Here is a 15,317-nt window from a genome sequence, read left to right as displayed (position 1 = left end):
TGTCAGGACATAGTATCAGCCCTGACGGACCAACCGACAGCAGAACGACGGGAGGCGCGGTGCCAGCTGGCACCTGGGCCCACGCCGGCCGGTACCGGACAGACGCGCCAGCGGCTGTCCGGCCGTGCCCGGTGGGGAGCCTCCCGTCATTCCGTCCGTCTGTCCGTCTAGATCACCGGCGTCGCGGCGCCGTACGTGAGCGGCCCGTCCACGCGCGCCACCTCGTGCCACGCCCCGTCGGCGAGCGACGCCTCCGCCGCTTCCACGATCGACGCAGCCGCCAGGCCGTCGGCGACCGACGGTGCGAGCTGCTCCCCGCGCCGGACGCTGGCGATGAACTGGGCCGCCTCGATGGTCTTGAGGTCGTCGTACCCCATCGCGGTGCCGGCACCCGGCTGGAACCGTCCGAACTCGCCGTCCCCGGGAGCGACGTAGTGGGTGGCGTACCCGGCGAGCTCCTGCCCGTCGAGGGAGACCTCGAGCTCGTTGAGGCGCTGGAAGTCCCACCGGACGGAACCCCTGGTGCCGTAGACCTCGAACGTGTACTCGGCGTGGGGACCGTGCATCACGCGGCTCGAGTCCATCGTGCCGACAGCGCCGTCCTCGAACCGGAACAGCAGGGCGGCGTAGTCCTCGTTCTCGACCGGCCGCATCTCCCCCGTGGCAGCCGCGGACCGGTCGACGATCCCGGCTCCGGGCACCGGCCGTTCCGTGATGACGGTCTCGGCGAGCGCCGTCACACTCGCGATGCGCCCGACGACGTACTGCGCCAGGTCGAGCCCGTGCGACAGCAGGTCACCAAGGACACCAGACCCGGCGCGCTCGCGTTCGAACCGCCAGGTGAGCGGGGCCGCCGGGTCGGACGAGTAGTCGGCGAGCAGACTGCCGCGGACGTTCGTGATCCGGCCGAGGCGACCGGTCCGGACCAGCGCACGCGCCCGTTCGATGGCCGGGGCATGCCGGTAGTTGAAGCCGACGCTCGTGACGATGCCTGCGCGCTGCACCGCCTGGTGGATCGCCCGGGAGTCGCTGGCGTACCGGCCCATCGGCTTCTCGATCCAGAACGGCTTGCCCGCCTCGGCTGCCGCGATCGCCATCTCGCGGTGCAGGAAGTTCGGCGAACAGATCGAGACGACGTCGACGTCGGGGTCCTGCAGGACGTCGCGGTAGTCGGCGACGGCGCGCTCGTAGCCGAGCCGCGTGGTGGCCTGTTCGCGGGCGGCGTCGATGGGGTCGGCTGCCACCACGGGCCGTGGCTGGACGCCCAGCTCGGGGAAGTGGTCGGGCAGGGCACGGTAGGCGCGGGAGTGGAGTCTCCCCATCCAGCCGACCGAGATGAGGCCGACGCCGATCGTGTCCATCGCGCTCGCGCTCGCGCTCGCGCCGCTGGCGCTCGTGCCGCGTGCGCTCGTGCCGCTGGCGCTCCCGCCACCGACACTCGTACCGCCGGTGCTCATGCCGCCGGCACGAGGACGTCGCGGACCAGGGCGTCGAGCTTGGCGTCCGCGTCGAGGAACTGTCGGAGCGTCGTGACCGTCGCGCCGAACCGGTCGAACTCGTCGATCGTCATCCCGTCGACGTCGTACCCGCGGGCGAACTCCGGCGTCGCCTTCCGGAGGGCGTCCAACACGTGTGCGGGCACCTCGTCGTCGATGGCGTCCGGACGGAACGGGTACGCGTTGTCGTTGATGTCCTTCGACCACTGGAACGGCGGGGACACCACGAGGTCGCCACCCTGGAACTCGGACCACTGCAGCGCGTTGCGGAACGCCGCGACGAGCACCCTCGAGCGGAACCCGCGCTGCTGGAACACCCGGTAGGCGTTCTTCACCGCGGCGACGCCGGCCCACTCCAGGTACCCGGGGTCGATCATCACGTGATCGCGCTTGACGACCGTCTTCAGCCAGTCGTCGAAGCGTCCGGCCATCAGGGTGACCACGTGCCCGAACTCCTGGTCCGGCAGCCCGTCGGCAGCGCGACGGTCGAGTGCGCGCTCGATGGCCTCGCCGACCGCGACGACCTGCGGCACCGTGAAGGACACGGTCGCGTTGATCGAGACGCCCCGGTACGCGGCCGCTTCGATCGCGGCGATGCCGACCTTCGTCGCGGGGATCTTCACGATGATGTTCGGCGCGAGCTGCGAGAACCGGACTGCCTGCTCGACGAGCGCGTCGGCGTCACGGTGGAGGCGCGGGTCGGTCTGCATCGAGAGTCGACCGTTCCGCCCACCGGAGGCCTCGAACGCGGGCAGCAGCTGCTCGGCCGCGGCGATGGAGAGTTCCTCGACGGCCTTCCAGCCGATCCAGGACTCCCCCGCGGTCGGGTGCTCCGCCGCGATCGCGCGGATGCGCGGCTCCCACGTCGCCGGGTCCTGCTTGATGCAGTTGTAGGCGATGACCGGGTTGCAGGTCGCGCCGACGGCCCCGTACTCGGTGATCGCGGTCGCGAGTTCGTGCGGGTCAGCCGAGTCGTTCCAGAGCGCGGTGGGCGTCTGCTCGGCGGCCTGCAGGGTGACGGGACGCGGGTCGGTGTCGGCGGACACCGGGTTCTCGATCGTGCTGGTCATCGGTGGAGTCCCTTCGTGATGGCGTCGAGCTGGAAGCGGGACACCTCGTCGGCGTGCTCGTCCTCGGCGAAGACGCTGGAGACGGCGATCGTGTCGTCGCGCTCGGTGAACCCGATGCGGCGGAGCCCGGCCCAGAAGGCGTCGAAGTCGACGTCGGCCTGACCGATCGGCAGGTGCTGGTGCACTCGGGCGGAGTTGCCGGGCGGGTTGGAGATGTAGCGGAGGCCGTGGGACCGGCGGTGGTCGAACGCGTCGGCGACGTGCACGAGCTGCAGCGCGTCGCCGGCGGCGTCCATGATCTCGGCCATGTTCCCGCCGTAGTGGAACGTGTGGCAGGCGACGTACACGAACCCGACCTGCTTCGAGTTGAGGCCGCGGATGACCCGCAGCGCCTCGAGCCCGTCCTCGACGAAGTCGTCGGGGTGCGAATCGATGAGCACCCGGATGCCGGCGGATTCGATGATCGGCAGGAGCTCCTCCATCGACCGGTAGAACTGGTCCTCCGACTGCTCGGCGAGCTCCGGGCGGCCGGAGAACTCGGTGTTGATCGTGTCCACGCCGAGCCGTTTCGTGATCTCGATGACGCGCTTCCACTTCGTGACCGCGGCGTCGCGGGCCTCACGGTCGGGGCCGGACCAGCGCAGGACGGGCAGCACGCTCGCGACCTGGACGCCGGCGTCCTTGCACGCCGCCGCGAACGCGTCGACGAGGTCGTCGTCCGCCTTCGGGTGCCGGTAGAACGGGATGAAGTCCTTGTGCGGGGTCAGCTGCAGGTACTCGTACCCGAGGTCGGCCACCTTGCGCGGGAACTCGAGCAGGGACAGGTCGTGGTGGAACGGCGTCGGGTCGAGGGCGATCTTCGGCACGGGCGTCACGCCTCGGTGAGCACGTGTGCAGCGCCGGTTTCGGTCACGGCCTCGGCGTAGAACGACGGCTTGGCCACCGCGTACTCGACGGATTCGTTCGCACCCGACTGCTGGGCACGCACCGCGGCCTCGGCGACGACGGACGCCGTGTAGCCGTCCCAGGCGCTCGGGCCGTCGATGCCCCCGAGACGAGCGGCGTCCACCCAGCGCTGGACCTCTTCGTCGTAGGCCGCGCCGAAGCGCTCCTTGAACGAGGGGGTGACGCCCTGACCGGAGACGCCGGCGGACACGATGGTCGGCGCGGTGTCGCGGCCGATGTAGGCGACACCGGACTCGAACACCGCGTCGGTCGTCACCTGGTAGCCGAACTGGGCGTTCACGTTGATCTCGACGATCGCCATGGTGCCGGACTCGGTGGTGAAGAGCACGAACTGCGGCTCGGGCAGGTCGGCGGGCGCGAGCGAGTTCTTCCGCGGTTTCTTCACCTCGACGCTCGTGATCGCCTCGCCGGTGAGGAACGGGATGATGTCGATCTCGTGGATCACCGAGTCGTGGATGAGCATCGACTCGCTGAAGTTGGGCGGCGTGGTCGGGTTGCGGTGTGCGTGGTGCAGTGCGAGCAGCGCCCCGTTGGCGCCGGACTCACGGAGCGCCCGCAGTTCCTTGTACCCGGCGTCGAAGCGGCGCATGAACCCGACCTGGATCACCGGGCGGGCGGCGTGCTGCTGCTCGAGCTCGACGATCCGCAACGAGTCGGCGGCGCTGGTGGTCAGCGGCTTCTCGCACAGCACGGCGAGGCCGCGCTCGAGGGCGGTGACGAGGATCGGCTCGTGCAGGAAGCCGGGCGTCGCGATGATGACGCCGTCGATCTCGGTCCGCTCGAGGGCCTCGTCGAAGGACGCCGCGGTGATCGCACCGGGCGCGAGGGCTGCGGCGGCAGCAGCGCGGGCTTCGTCCGGCTCGACGACGGCGACGACGTCCGCGTTCGAGATCGTGGCGGTGATGCGGCGGACGTGGTCGGCGCCCATCATGCCGGCGCCGACGACGGCGACGCGGAGGTTCTCGGTGCTGCTCATGGTGGTCTCCCGTGTGGTGGTCAGGGCGTCAGAGGGCGCGGGCGGCGGACGTGGATCCGAAGATGTGCTGGAACGTGCGCTCGGCGATCGGGCCCGGGGCGTCGACCGAGCAGCCGTACATGTCCTGCTCGACGATGCCGAAGACGTCCGGGTTGATCCGGGCGACGGCCTCGATGATCGGTGCGAGCTCCGGGGTGCCGTGCGGCGGCTCGGTCATGATCCCCTGCGACACCGCGGTCGCGAAGGGGACGTCGTTCTTCAGCACGTCGAACAGCAGATCGGTGTCCACCTGCTTCAGGTGGAGGTACCCGATGCGCTCGGGGTGCTCAGCGATGAGCTTGAGGTTGTCGCCGCCGTAGTACGCGAAGTGCCCGGTGTCGAGGCAGAGGTTCGTGTACTCGGGGTTCGTGACCTCGAGGAAGCGCACGGTCTCCTTGTAGGTCCCGACGTGGCTGTCGGCGTGGGTGTGGAACTGCTGGTGCACGCCGAACTCCTCGAGCAGAGCCTTGCCGAGCTGGTCGTGGCCCTTCCCGAGACGCTCCCACTGCTCGTCGGTCAGCGTCCGCGACTCCAGGACCTCTTCGGTCGCGTCGGAGCGCCACAGGTCGGGGATGGTCACGAGGTGCTCGGCCCCGAGCTTCGCCGCGAGGCCGGCGACCGCGACCGCCTGGTCCCAGGCCCGCTGGAACTGGTCGTCCCCCTTGTGGAAGCCGGTGAAGACGGTGCCCGCGGAGAGCTGGAGCCCGCGCGACTCGAGTTCGTCCTGCAGCTGTGCGGGATCGGTCGGCAGGTACCCGTACGGGCCGAGTTCGATCCAGCGGTACCCCGCCGCCTGCGCCTCGTCGAGGAATCGCTGCCACGGGACCTGCTTCGGGTCGTCCGGGAACCAGACGCCCCACGAATCGGGCGCGGTGCCGATCCGGATGGAGGCAGCCGTCGCATCGGTCGCGGCGCTGTCGATGGGGGTGGCGGTGTCGGTCATGACGTCGCTGTCGCTTTCTGGGGCGCGGCCCCGGTGTGGAGGAGAGGGTGCACGGCCGGCCGGGCCTAGCCCAGGAGCGGTCGCTGAGCGGCGACCTGTTGCTCGTACACGGCTCGGGCGGTCCGGGTGCTGTCGAGCGTGGCGACCTGTGCGACGGGCACGTCCCACCAGCCGTCACCGTCCGGTGCGTAGCGGAGCGGGTCCGAGTTGATGTGGATGAGCGTCGTGTGGTCGTTCGCCTTCGCCTGGCGCACCGCGGCCGTGAGCTGCTCGATGCTGTCCGGGCCCGGCTGGACCTCGATGACGTCGACGCCGTACGACCGGGCGTTGGCTGCGAGGTCGACCGGCAGGGGCTCGCCGTTCTCGAACGACTGGGTCTCGTCGAGGTAGCGGTACTGCGTGCCGTACCGCTCCGAGCCGACGGTCTCGGAGAGGTGCCCGATCGACGCGTACCCGTGGTTCTGGATGAGCACGACGATGATCTTCAGCCCCTCGGCGACCGCGGTGACGAGCTCGGTGTGCAGCATGAGGTACGAGCCGTCGCCGACCATCACGATCGCGTCGCGGTCGGGGGCGCCGCGCCGGACGCCGAGGCCTCCGGCGATCTCGTAGCCCATGCAGGAGAACGCGTACTCCACGTGGTAGCCGAGCGCATCCCGCACCCGCCACAGCTTGTGCAGGTCACCGGGGAGCGACCCGGCGGCCTGGATCACGACGTCCCGCGGGTCCGATGCGGACTGCACCGCGCCGATGATCTCGGCCTGCCCGGGCAGGTCGAGCCCCGACGGCGCGAACGCGGCGTCGACGACGGCGTCCCACTCCGCCTTGCGCGACGCGATCTCGGCCGCGTAGCCGGCGTCGACGGCGTAGGACGAGTCAGTGGTGAGCGCGTCGGTCAGGGCGACCAGTGCCTCCCGTGCGTCCGCGATCAGGGGCAGCTGCGAACCGTGCTTGTAGGCGTCGAACGCAGCGACGTTGATGTTCACGAAGGTGACGTCCGGGTTCTGGAACGCCGTCCGGGACGCGGTCGTGAAGTCGCTGTAGCGCGTGCCGATGCCGATCACGACGTCGGCCTGCGCGGCGATCGCGTTCGCGGCCGCGGTGCCCGTCGCCCCGATGCCGCCGAGGGACTGCGGGTGGTCCCACACGAGCGACCCGCCCCCGGCCTGCGAGGTGCCGACCGGGATGCCGGTCGCCTCGACGAAGGAACGCAGCTGGTCCTCCGCGCCCGAGTAGAGCACCCCGCCACCGGCGACGATCACCGGGCGCTTCGCGCTCCGGATCGCGGCGACCGCTCGGGCGAGCGGCCCGTGCTCGGGCAGCGGACGACGGAGGTGCCACTCGCGTGGCTGGAGGAACGCCTCCGGCACGTCGAACGCCTCGGCCTGGACGTCCTCGGGCAGGGCGATCGTCACGGCGCCGGTCTCAGACGGGTCGGTGAGGACCCGCATCGCCGCGAGCGCGATCGAGAACAGCTGCTCCGGACGCTCGACACGGTCGAAGTACCGCGAGAGCGGTCGGAACGCGTCGGTCACCTGCAGCGACGTGTCGTGCGGCATCTCGATCTGCTGCAGCACCGGGTCAGTGGTGCGCGTCGCGAAGGTGTCGGACGGCAGCAGCAGCGCCGGCAGCCGGTTCGTCGTGGCCAGGGCGGCGCCGGTCAGCATGTTCGCCGCTCCCGGTCCCACCGAGGCAGCGGCGGCGTACGTGGCGCGGCGGCGGTGCATGCGTGCGAACCCGACGGCCTCGTGCACCATCGCCTGCTCGTTGCGCGCCTGGTGGTACGGCAGCAGACCCGGCTGTTCGACATGGAGCTGCTTGATCGCCTGCCCCACACCGGCGACGTTGCCGTGCCCGAAGATGCCGAAGATACCCGGGATCGTGCGTTCGCGGGCCTCACCGTCGACGGTCCACTGGTTGGCCAGGAACTCGAGGAGTGCCTGGCCGACGGTCATGCGGCGGACAGCGGTCATCGGGTCGGCTCCTTCTGGTAGGGCAGGCGCGGGTCGATCGACTCCGATGCCCACAGCTGCCGGACCCAGCCGTGGGCCGGGTCGTCGAGGATGTTCCAGACGCGTTCCGGGTCCGGCCCGGCCATCACGTTGAGGTAGTACATGTCGTAGCCCGGGGCGGCGACCGCGGGGCCGTGCCACCCGTACGGCACGAGCGCGATGTCGCCGGTCCGCACCTGGCGGAACTCGTCGATCGGGCGGTCGTCCGAGGCGTAGGTCCGGTGCAGCGCGAACGGGTCGGCCGACGCCGGCGCCTGGACTCCACGGGCCACGGCGGACTCGTAGTAGTAGATCTCCTCGAGGTCCGACTCCGCGCCGGGGACGTTCGTGTCGTGCTTGTGCGGCGGGTACGACGACCAGTTCCCGGCCGGGGTGATGACCTCGCACACGATGAACTCCGCGGCGTCGAGGGCGGCGGGTGTACCGAAGTTGTGCACCTGCCGGCTGGACTGTCCCGCGCCCCGGAGCTCCACCGGCACGTCCTGGCGAGGCACGTACGTGGTCGGCTTGACGGTGTCAGTGGGCGCCTCCGCGACCGCGAGTCGCCCGCTTCCGGTGATCCGTGCCCTTGTTCGAGAGCCGAGGTAGAGGACGTCGGTCGGTCCGTCAAACACGCTGCCACGTCCCTCCAGGGCCTGGTCGCCGGTCCCGGCGACGCCCTCGTAGGTGACGTGGAACGAGCCGGCGAGGGGCACGACGATGCGCTCGACGACGTCGGCCGGGAGGCGCAACTCGCCCCCGTCGGACAGGGCGCCGGTCCGCAGACCGGTGTGCGCCCACCCCTCGACGCGACCGTCGACGACGTCGGTCCAGCCGTCCTCCGGACGGCTCCCCGCGCGGATGAACCAGTTGTCGTTCGTCATGCTGGCCGTCAGTTGTTCGACGGGAAGCCGAGGTTGATGCCGCCGTGCGACGGACCACCCCGCTCGGATGGATCTGCCCACCGGCTCGTGATGGCCTTCTGGCGGGTGAAGAAGCTCACGCCGTCGGCTCCGTACGCCTTGTGGTCGCCGAACAGCGAGTTCTTCCACCCACCGAACGAGTAGTAGGCGACCGGGACGGGGATCGGCACGTTGATGCCGATCATCCCGACCTGCACGTCACGCTGGAAGCGGCGAGCAGCGCCACCGTCGTTGGTGAAGATGGCGGTGCCGTTGCCGTACGGGCTCGCGTTGATGAGCGCGAGGCCCTCGGCGTAGGACTCCACACGGACGACGGCGAGCAGCGGACCGAAGACCTCGTCGGTGTAGACGCGGCTGGTGGTGGGGACCCGGTCGATGAGCGTCGGGCCCAGCCAGAAGCCGTTCTCGTCGCCGTCGGGTCGGACGGTGCGGCCGTCCACCACGATGACCGCACCGTCCTGCTCTGCGACCTCGATGTACGAGGCGACCTTGTCGCGGTGCTGCTCGGTGACGAGGGGGCCCATGTCGCAGCCGCGCCGCCCGTCACCGATGCGGAGCGTCGCGGCGCGCTCCGCGATCTTCGCGATGAGTTCGTCCGCTATCGGTTCCACGACGACGACGACCGAGATCGCCATGCAGCGCTCCCCGGCAGACCCGAAGCCGGCGTTGATCGCGTTGTCGGCGACGAGGTCGAGGTCGGCGTCCGGCAGCACGAGCATGTGGTTCTTCGCACCGCCCAGCGCCTGCACACGCTTGCCGTGCTTCGTGCCGGTCTCGTACACGTACTGCGCGATCGGGGTCGATCCGACGAAGGAGATCGACTGGACGTCCGGGCTCGTCAGGAGCCCGTCGACCGCCGCCTTGTCACCGTTCAGCACGTTGAACACACCGTCGGGCAGGCCGGCTTCCTGGAACTTCTCGGCCAGCCACATCGCGGCGCTCGGGTCCTTCTCGCTCGGCTTGAGCACGACCGTGTTCCCCGCGGCGATCGCGATCGGCAGGAACCACAGCGGCACCATCGCCGGGAAGTTGAACGGCGAGATGATCCCGACGACGCCGAGCGGCTGCCGGATCGAGTACACGTCGATGCCGGTCGACACCTGGTCGGAGAACTCGCCCTTCATCAAGCTGGGGATGTTCGTCGCGAGTTCGACGACCTCTTGCCCGCGAGCGATCTCACCGAGAGCGTCGTCGATGACCTTGCCGTGCTCGCTCGTGATGATCTCGGCGAGCTCGGCCTTGTCGCGGTTCAGGATCTCGCGGAACGAGAACATGACCGCCTGGCGCTTCGCGAGCGAGAGGTCGCTCCACTCCGGGAACGCGGCCGTGGCGCTGCCGATCGCCGCCTGGATCTCGTCGTCGTTCGCGAGGGCGACCTGCTTGGTCGCCACACCGAGGGCCGGGTCGTAGACCGGCGCGGTGTTGCCGGATGCCGACGCGACGTGCTTCCCGTTGATCCAGTGCCCGACCGTGGTGGTGGCGGTCTCCGTGGTGGTCATGCGTTGCTTCCTTCCGAGATGGACGCGTTCATCGTCGCGCGGTCGTCACGCGCCGTGGCGCTGACGTGAGCTGTTGTGGAGAACCCGGAACGCTCCTCCAGGCTGTGGACGAGTCCTGCAGCGACGTCGACGGCGGCAGCGACGTCGCCGTCCGACGGGTACAGCAGCGTGCGCCCGACGACCAGCCCGCGGACACCGGGCAGTGCGAGCGCGTGCGCCCAGCTCGCGTAGGTCTCGTCCGGATGCGATGCCGGGTCGCCACCGAGCAGCAGCGTCGGCAGCGTCGTGGCCGCCATCACCCGCTCCATGTCGTCGACCACCGGGATCTTCAGCCAGCTGTAGGCACTCGACTCGCCGAGTCCGGCCGCGATCGCCATCGAGGTGATCACGGCGTCCGCGGTCAGGTCGTTGACGACCCGCCCGTCCTGCCACGCGGACATGAACGGCTCGAGCATGATCGGGAGCCGCAGGGCAGCCGCCTCGCTGACGGCACGGGCGGTGGCCTCGAGCGTCGGTGCGGTCCCGGCGTCGTCCAGCCCGATCCGGACCAGCAGCTTGGCGAAGTCGAACCCGTCGTCCTTGATCGCCCGGGCGGAGTACGCGGTGTAGCGGTCGTCCATCTCGAACGTCGCGCCCCGCAGGCCGCCGCGGTTCATCGACCCGACGACCACCTTGTCGTCGAGGGCGCCGAGGAGGGCGAGGTCCTCGAGGATGTCCGGGGTCCCGAGGACCCCGTCGACGCCTGGACGGCCGAGTGCCACCACGAGCCGCTCGAGCAGGTCGTACCGGTCCGCCATCGCCGACTCGTCGTCGCGGACGGCGAGCGCGCCGCGGGCCGGGTGGTCGGCGGCGACGATGAACAGCTTGCCGTCCTCGCCGAGCAGGCTCCGCTTGCGGCGGGCGTCGAGCGTCTCCTTGACCGCCTCGGGCTGCGCCGCCCGGAGGTCCCGGAGACGCTGGAAGTCAGCGCTGCTGATCTCAGGCATGGGTCTTCTCCTGGTGGTTGGTGCCCTCGGCCGGGTTGTCCCGGATGAAGGCGTCGATCTCGACGCTCGTCGGCATGGCCGTCGAGCACTCGAAGCGGGTGGCGACGATGGCGCCGGCCGCGTTGCAGAAGGCGAGGATGCGCTCGAGGCCCCAGCCCTCGAGCAGCCCGTGCGTGAGCGCGCCGCCGAAACCGTCGCCGGATCCGAGGCCGTTGACGACGTCGATGTGGTGCGGGCGGAACTCGACGAACTCGTCGCGGGTCTTCGCCAGGACGCCCTTGGGGCCCTGCTTGACGATGGCCACCTCGACGCCGCGCTCGAGCAGCGCGTCCGCAGCGCGGACCGGATCGGTCTCGCCGACCGCGACCTCGCACTCCTCGCGGTTGCCCACGGCGACGGTGGCGTGCTCGAGGGCGACGGCGACCTCTCGCGTGGCGGCCGCGGGCGACGACCAGAACACCGACCGGTAGTCCAGGTCGAGCACGGTGTGCATCTTCGTCGCGTTCTGCGCTGCGGTTCGCGCGGTGAGCGCCGTGTGGTGCGCCTGCCGGCTCGGCTCCTCGCTGAGGCCCGTGACCGTCGTCCAGAAGATCCTCGTCCGCTCGATCTCGTGCAACGGCAGCGACTTCGCGGTGATCATCAGGTCCGGGGCCTTGGGCGCCCGGTAGAAGTACAGCGGGAAGTCGTCCGGCGGGAAGATCTCGCAGAACGCCACGGGGGTGTTCAGGCCTTCGACCGTCTCGACGAAGGCGTTCGCGACGCCGAACTCAGGCAGCGTGCGGGCGATGTACCGGCCGAACGGGTCGTTGCCCGTCCGGGTGATGACCGCTGCGTCCGCACCGTGGCGTGCGGCGGCGATGGCGACGTTCGTCGCACTGCCGCCGACGGACTTCGAGAACGTCGCGACGTCTTCGAGCGGGCCGGTCTGCTGCGGGTAGATGTCGACGCTCACGCGTCCCATCGTGATCACGTCGTAGGCGTGGGGAGCTTCGGTCGTCATGCGACGTGGTGGACCTTCCGTGCGGCGTCATCGGCGGACGTCCACGACTGTACACCTCGTTTGCCCTAATGTCATGACATGGCAGGATCTGGCCGGGAGGCGCGGTGTCGGTGGGCTCTGCCAAGGTCACGGCATGCAGATCCTCGCCCTGGTCATCGGCCTCCTCCTCGGCGTCGCCGTCGGTGCCGTGGTCGCCTGGTCCCTCGCCCGCTCCCGCGCCGGCGCGGACGCCGCGGCCGCGCACGCCACCGCGGACGCGCTGCGCGCGCAGCTCGCGTCGGCCCGGCAGGACGCCGAGGAACGGCTCGAGGCCCAGGATGCCCAGTACCGACGGCAGGTCGACTCGCTGGAGCGCCGGTCGGCCGAGCTCGAGCACCTCGTGCAGCGCATGCACGGAGCGGACGCCGCCCGGAACCAGAACGAGTCGAAGGTCCTGTCGGCGCTCAGTCCCGTCGCGCAGACGCTGGACGTCATGCGGACCAAGATCGCGGAGCTCGAACAGTCCCGCAGCGAGCAGTACGGCGCCCTCTCCGCGCAGCTGCGGTCCGCTGCCGAGTCCGAGGAACGGCTCCGCGCGACGGCCGACACCCTCGCGAGCGCGCTCTCGTCGAACAGCACGCGGGGCGTCTGGGGTGAGACCCAGCTGCGGAACGTGGTCGAAGCGGCTGGCCTGCTCGAACGGGTCGACTTCGACGTGCAGTCCTCGGTGACGACGTCGACCGGGACGGCCCGGCCCGACATGGTCGTCCACCTGCCCGGCGGCAAGACGATCGCCGTCGACGCGAAGGTGCCCTTCACGGCGTACCTGCAGGCGTCCGAGATCCCGGCGACGGCCACCGGCGCCGAGGGAGCTCGGCGCGACCAGCTCATCGCGCAGCACGTCAAGGCCCTCCGTGCGCACGTGGACGCCCTCGCCGCGCGCGAGTACTGGACCGGGTACGACGCCTCCCCCGAGCTCACGGTCGCGTTCATCCCGTCCGAGTCGCTCGTCTCGAGCGCCCTCGCGGCCGACCCCGGCCTGCTCGACCACGCGTTCCGGAAGCGGATCGCCCTGGCGTCGCCCGTGACCCTCTGGTCGGTGCTGAAGACCGTCGCGTTCTCGTGGCAGCAGGACGTCGTGTCACAAGAGGCGCACGAGCTGTTCCGGGTCTCGCGCGAGCTCTACGGTCGGCTGTCCACCATGGCCGGGCACGTCGACAAGCTCGGTCGTTCCATCCGCGGGTCGGTCGTCGACTACAACCGGTTCGTGGGGTCCCTCGAGCGCCAGGTGCTGCCGAGTGCGCGCCGTCTGTCCCTGCTCGACGAGTCGAAGGTCATCGCCGACCCGGCCTCGATCGAGGACGAGCCCCGCCTGCTCACGGCACCCGAGCTCGTCGGCGCCGCCGACGCCGACTGACCGCGCCCCTGGACGCCGCCGCGCCCGCCAGACGCCGCCGCGCCCGCCAAACGCCGCCGCGCCAGCCAGACGCCCCCGAACGAGCGAGACGCCGCCGGATCCGGCGGCGTCTCGTGTGTTCGGGGGCGTCTCGAGCGCTCAGATCCCCGGGATCGTGTACGTCACGGCACCGTCGAAGCTGCCGAAGGCGTTCGCGATCTGCACCTGTACCGGACCGGGGTGCTCCCCGTGCAGCGCAATGCCGAACTCGCCCGAGCGCTCGGACGGCTTCTGGTTCCATCCACCGTCCGCGAAGGTCACCCGGATCTCCCGTTCCCCGTCGGTCCGCCCGGTCACGACCGTCGACCCGTACTCGGTGAACACCACGGCGAGATCGGTGGGCGCCGGCGCGAGCGGCACCTCGACGTCCTCGGCGAAGGGGACGTCGTACACCTTGGCGCCGTCGAAGCTCCCCGACGCGTCAGCCACCTGGATGGTCACGCCGCGGGTGTAGATCCCGGCCCGGGTGTTCTCGATCTTCCCGGTGCGATCCGAGCGGATGTTCTCCGTCCAGTCCCCGTTCCAGTCGACGCGAACGGACCGGTTGGGCTCCACTTCCCCGAGCACGGTCGCGATCCTGAGCCTCGGGTTCTCGAGCCGGAGGTTCTTCGGTGCCGCCGCCGCGTCCTCACCGGCGCCCACGGTGAAGCCCGGATCGACCTCGGCAGGCGGAGCCACCGCCGTGTCGTCCGGCTCACCACCGTCGCCACCGTCGCCGATCGCGAACCCCGGGTCGACCCATCCGGGCGGCGCCACCGCGGTGTCGTCGGACGCTCCGCCGTCCCCACGGTCGCCGATCCCGAACCCCGCATCGACGATCCCGTCCGTCGGTGTGGCGACGTCGTTGCTCGGTGCGCCGAGGTCGTACGACGGCAGGTTCTTCCAGTCGGCACCGGCGTGACCGAGCTTGATCGACACCGCTTCGGACCAGAGCCCGGGCCGTTCGACCCGGAACGAGCCATCGTCCTGGGTCTGGGACAGCATGTTGAACCCGTTCGCCCAGTGCAGCTGCAGCAGGTGGTGCCCGTTGGTCGACCCGCTGACGACGGTGTTCCCGTTCTCGAACGCGACGCGAGTGTCGGTCGGTGCGGCTACCCCGACGCCGATCCCGAAGCCCGGGTCGACACCTGCCGGGGGCGCCACGGCGGTGTCGTCACCCGGCTCCGGGGTCGCGCCGCCATCCCCGCGGTCGCCGATCGTGAACCCGGCGTCCACGATGCCCGGGAACGGCAGTGCAACGACGGGTGCGGCACCGGCATCCGATCCGTCGGTGACCGTGACTCGGACCGTGTCACTCCACTCGAAGGGCTTGCCGACGCGCACCCGGACCGTCGACCCGACGGGAGCGTCGGGCACCTCGAGGGAGAACGAGCCGTCAGCCGCGACCGCTCCCGACACATCGCGCCCGTTCGCTCCCGCCTGCACCGTGTACCCGTCACCGGTCGGCGCACGGCCCGTCACCGTCGTGTTGCCGACCTGGGACGCCGCGCGCACGTCGGTGGGCAAGGCCACCGGGGTGATGACCTGGAACGCCTGGCCGTCCGTCGTGGCCCCGCCGTCGGTCCGAGAGACGACCTGGAGCATGTGCAGCCCGGGACGGAACGACTGCGAACCACCGCAGTCGGAGATCCCCCCGGCGGTGACGTCGGTGGCACAGACGACGTGACCGTCCTCGACGACCTCGAGGTGCGCCGCGCGGTTCGCCTTGACGGCGATCACCGGGGTGTCGTCGTGCGCCAGGTGCTGGCGCTGTCCCGTGTCGGGATCGAGTGCCTTGTCCGTCTCGCCGTCGACGGTGGTCACGAAACCGAACGGCGCCGGTTCACCGGTCGCCGCGCCCGCGACTGAGGGCACGAGACAACCAGCGGCCACGGCTGCGGCCATCGCAGTCGCCGCGGTGATGCGGAATCCAGATCGCATGTGCTTCTTCCTGCACTCCCCCGGCCGGCCCCGACGGGACCTCCGATTCCGGGAAGGGTGCAGTGAAATACAT

The 15,317-nt window shown here is 70.5% G+C and carries 12 protein-coding genes; 1 reads left to right on the top strand and 11 read right to left on the bottom strand.

Features of this window, described 5'->3' with window-relative positions:
• Positions 1-167: 167 nt before the first annotated feature.
• From J7E22_RS02495 to iolC, 10 genes are all read right to left on the bottom strand, one after another.
• Positions 168-1,361 (bottom strand): Gfo/Idh/MocA family protein, encoded by a 1,194-nt coding sequence (locus J7E22_RS02495; protein ID WP_214978781.1) that lies wholly within the window; start codon positions 1,359-1,361, stop codon positions 168-170.
• Between the two features lie 92 nt (positions 1,362-1,453).
• A complete protein-coding gene (locus tag J7E22_RS02490) occupies positions 1,454-2,566 on the bottom strand; it encodes a transaldolase family protein (protein WP_214978521.1) in 1,113 nt (370 codons plus the stop codon).
• Entirely contained in the window at positions 2,563-3,432 is an 870-nt protein-coding gene (locus J7E22_RS02485; protein WP_214978520.1) for a sugar phosphate isomerase/epimerase family protein, read from the bottom strand. The genes J7E22_RS02490 and J7E22_RS02485 overlap by 4 nt, the downstream gene beginning before the upstream one ends.
• A gap of 5 nt (positions 3,433-3,437) precedes the next feature.
• A complete protein-coding gene (locus J7E22_RS02480; protein WP_214978519.1) occupies positions 3,438-4,508 on the bottom strand; it encodes a Gfo/Idh/MocA family protein in 1,071 nt (356 codons plus the stop codon).
• A 28-nt stretch (positions 4,509-4,536) separates the two neighbouring features.
• The gene (locus tag J7E22_RS02475; protein WP_214978518.1) at positions 4,537-5,490 is read right to left on the bottom strand and encodes a sugar phosphate isomerase/epimerase; all 954 of its coding nucleotides are present in this window, start codon (positions 5,488-5,490) and stop codon (positions 4,537-4,539) included.
• Positions 5,491-5,555: 65 nt separating this feature from the next.
• A complete protein-coding gene (gene iolD, locus J7E22_RS02470) occupies positions 5,556-7,463 on the bottom strand; it encodes a 3D-(3,5/4)-trihydroxycyclohexane-1,2-dione acylhydrolase (decyclizing) (protein WP_214978517.1) in 1,908 nt (635 codons plus the stop codon).
• The gene (gene iolB / locus J7E22_RS02465) at positions 7,460-8,365 is read right to left on the bottom strand and encodes a 5-deoxy-glucuronate isomerase (protein WP_214978516.1); all 906 of its coding nucleotides are present in this window, start codon (positions 8,363-8,365) and stop codon (positions 7,460-7,462) included. Before iolB ends, iolD begins: the two co-directional genes overlap by 4 nt.
• An 8-nt stretch (positions 8,366-8,373) precedes the next feature.
• Positions 8,374-9,903 carry a CoA-acylating methylmalonate-semialdehyde dehydrogenase gene (locus J7E22_RS02460; protein ID WP_214978514.1) on the bottom strand — a complete coding sequence of 510 codons (1,530 nt, stop codon included), beginning with the start codon at positions 9,901-9,903 and terminating at the stop codon, positions 8,374-8,376.
• A complete protein-coding gene (locus tag J7E22_RS02455) occupies positions 9,900-10,889 on the bottom strand; it encodes a class I fructose-bisphosphate aldolase (protein WP_214978512.1) in 990 nt (329 codons plus the stop codon). Before J7E22_RS02455 ends, J7E22_RS02460 begins: the two co-directional genes overlap by 4 nt.
• On the bottom strand, positions 10,882-11,889 hold the full coding sequence (gene iolC / locus J7E22_RS02450) for a 5-dehydro-2-deoxygluconokinase (protein WP_214978510.1): 1,008 nt from the start codon (positions 11,887-11,889) through the stop codon (positions 10,882-10,884). The genes J7E22_RS02455 and iolC overlap by 8 nt, the downstream gene beginning before the upstream one ends.
• A 133-nt stretch (positions 11,890-12,022) precedes the next feature.
• Between iolC and J7E22_RS02445 the strand changes: the two genes are divergently transcribed.
• A complete protein-coding gene (locus tag J7E22_RS02445; RefSeq protein WP_214978508.1) occupies positions 12,023-13,285 on the top strand; it encodes a DNA recombination protein RmuC in 1,263 nt (420 codons plus the stop codon).
• A gap of 138 nt (positions 13,286-13,423) precedes the next feature.
• Here the strand turns inward: J7E22_RS02445 and J7E22_RS02440 are convergent, their stop codons facing one another.
• Complete coding sequence (locus J7E22_RS02440; protein WP_214978506.1) at positions 13,424-15,244, bottom strand: hypothetical protein; 1,821 nt, start codon at positions 15,242-15,244, stop codon at positions 13,424-13,426.
• Positions 15,245-15,317: the final 73 nt, after the last annotated feature.

Origin of the sequence: Curtobacterium sp. ISL-83 (assembly GCF_018613895.1) — a bacterium.
In the GTDB taxonomy this organism is placed as follows: domain Bacteria; phylum Actinomycetota; class Actinomycetes; order Actinomycetales; family Microbacteriaceae; genus Curtobacterium.
The sequence above is the reverse complement of the archived record's forward strand: the minus strand, read 5'-3'. Positions and strand labels throughout refer to the sequence as shown.

Bases quoted from the DNA above. Each gene is read 5' to 3' on its own strand.
- J7E22_RS02495 (WP_214978781.1), bottom strand. From the start codon at position 1,361: ATGGACACGATCGGCGTCGGCCTCATCTCGGTCGGCTGGATGGGGAGA.
- J7E22_RS02490 (WP_214978521.1), bottom strand. From the start codon at position 2,566: ATGACCAGCACGATCGAGAACCCGGTGTCCGCCGACACCGACCCGCGT.
- J7E22_RS02480 (WP_214978519.1), bottom strand. From the start codon at position 4,508: ATGAGCAGCACCGAGAACCTCCGCGTCGCCGTCGTCGGCGCCGGCATG.
- J7E22_RS02475 (WP_214978518.1), bottom strand. From the start codon at position 5,490: ATGACCGACACCGCCACCCCCATCGACAGCGCCGCGACCGATGCGACG.
- iolD (WP_214978517.1), bottom strand. From the start codon at position 7,463: ATGACCGCTGTCCGCCGCATGACCGTCGGCCAGGCACTCCTCGAGTTC.
- iolB (WP_214978516.1), bottom strand. From the start codon at position 8,365: ATGACGAACGACAACTGGTTCATCCGCGCGGGGAGCCGTCCGGAGGAC.
- J7E22_RS02460 (WP_214978514.1), bottom strand. From the start codon at position 9,903: ATGACCACCACGGAGACCGCCACCACCACGGTCGGGCACTGGATCAAC.
- J7E22_RS02455 (WP_214978512.1), bottom strand. From the start codon at position 10,889: ATGCCTGAGATCAGCAGCGCTGACTTCCAGCGTCTCCGGGACCTCCGG.
- iolC (WP_214978510.1), bottom strand. From the start codon at position 11,889: ATGACGACCGAAGCTCCCCACGCCTACGACGTGATCACGATGGGACGC.
- J7E22_RS02445 (WP_214978508.1), top strand. From the start codon at position 12,023: ATGCAGATCCTCGCCCTGGTCATCGGCCTCCTCCTCGGCGTCGCCGTC.
- J7E22_RS02440 (WP_214978506.1), bottom strand. From the start codon at position 15,244: ATGCGATCTGGATTCCGCATCACCGCGGCGACTGCGATGGCCGCAGCC.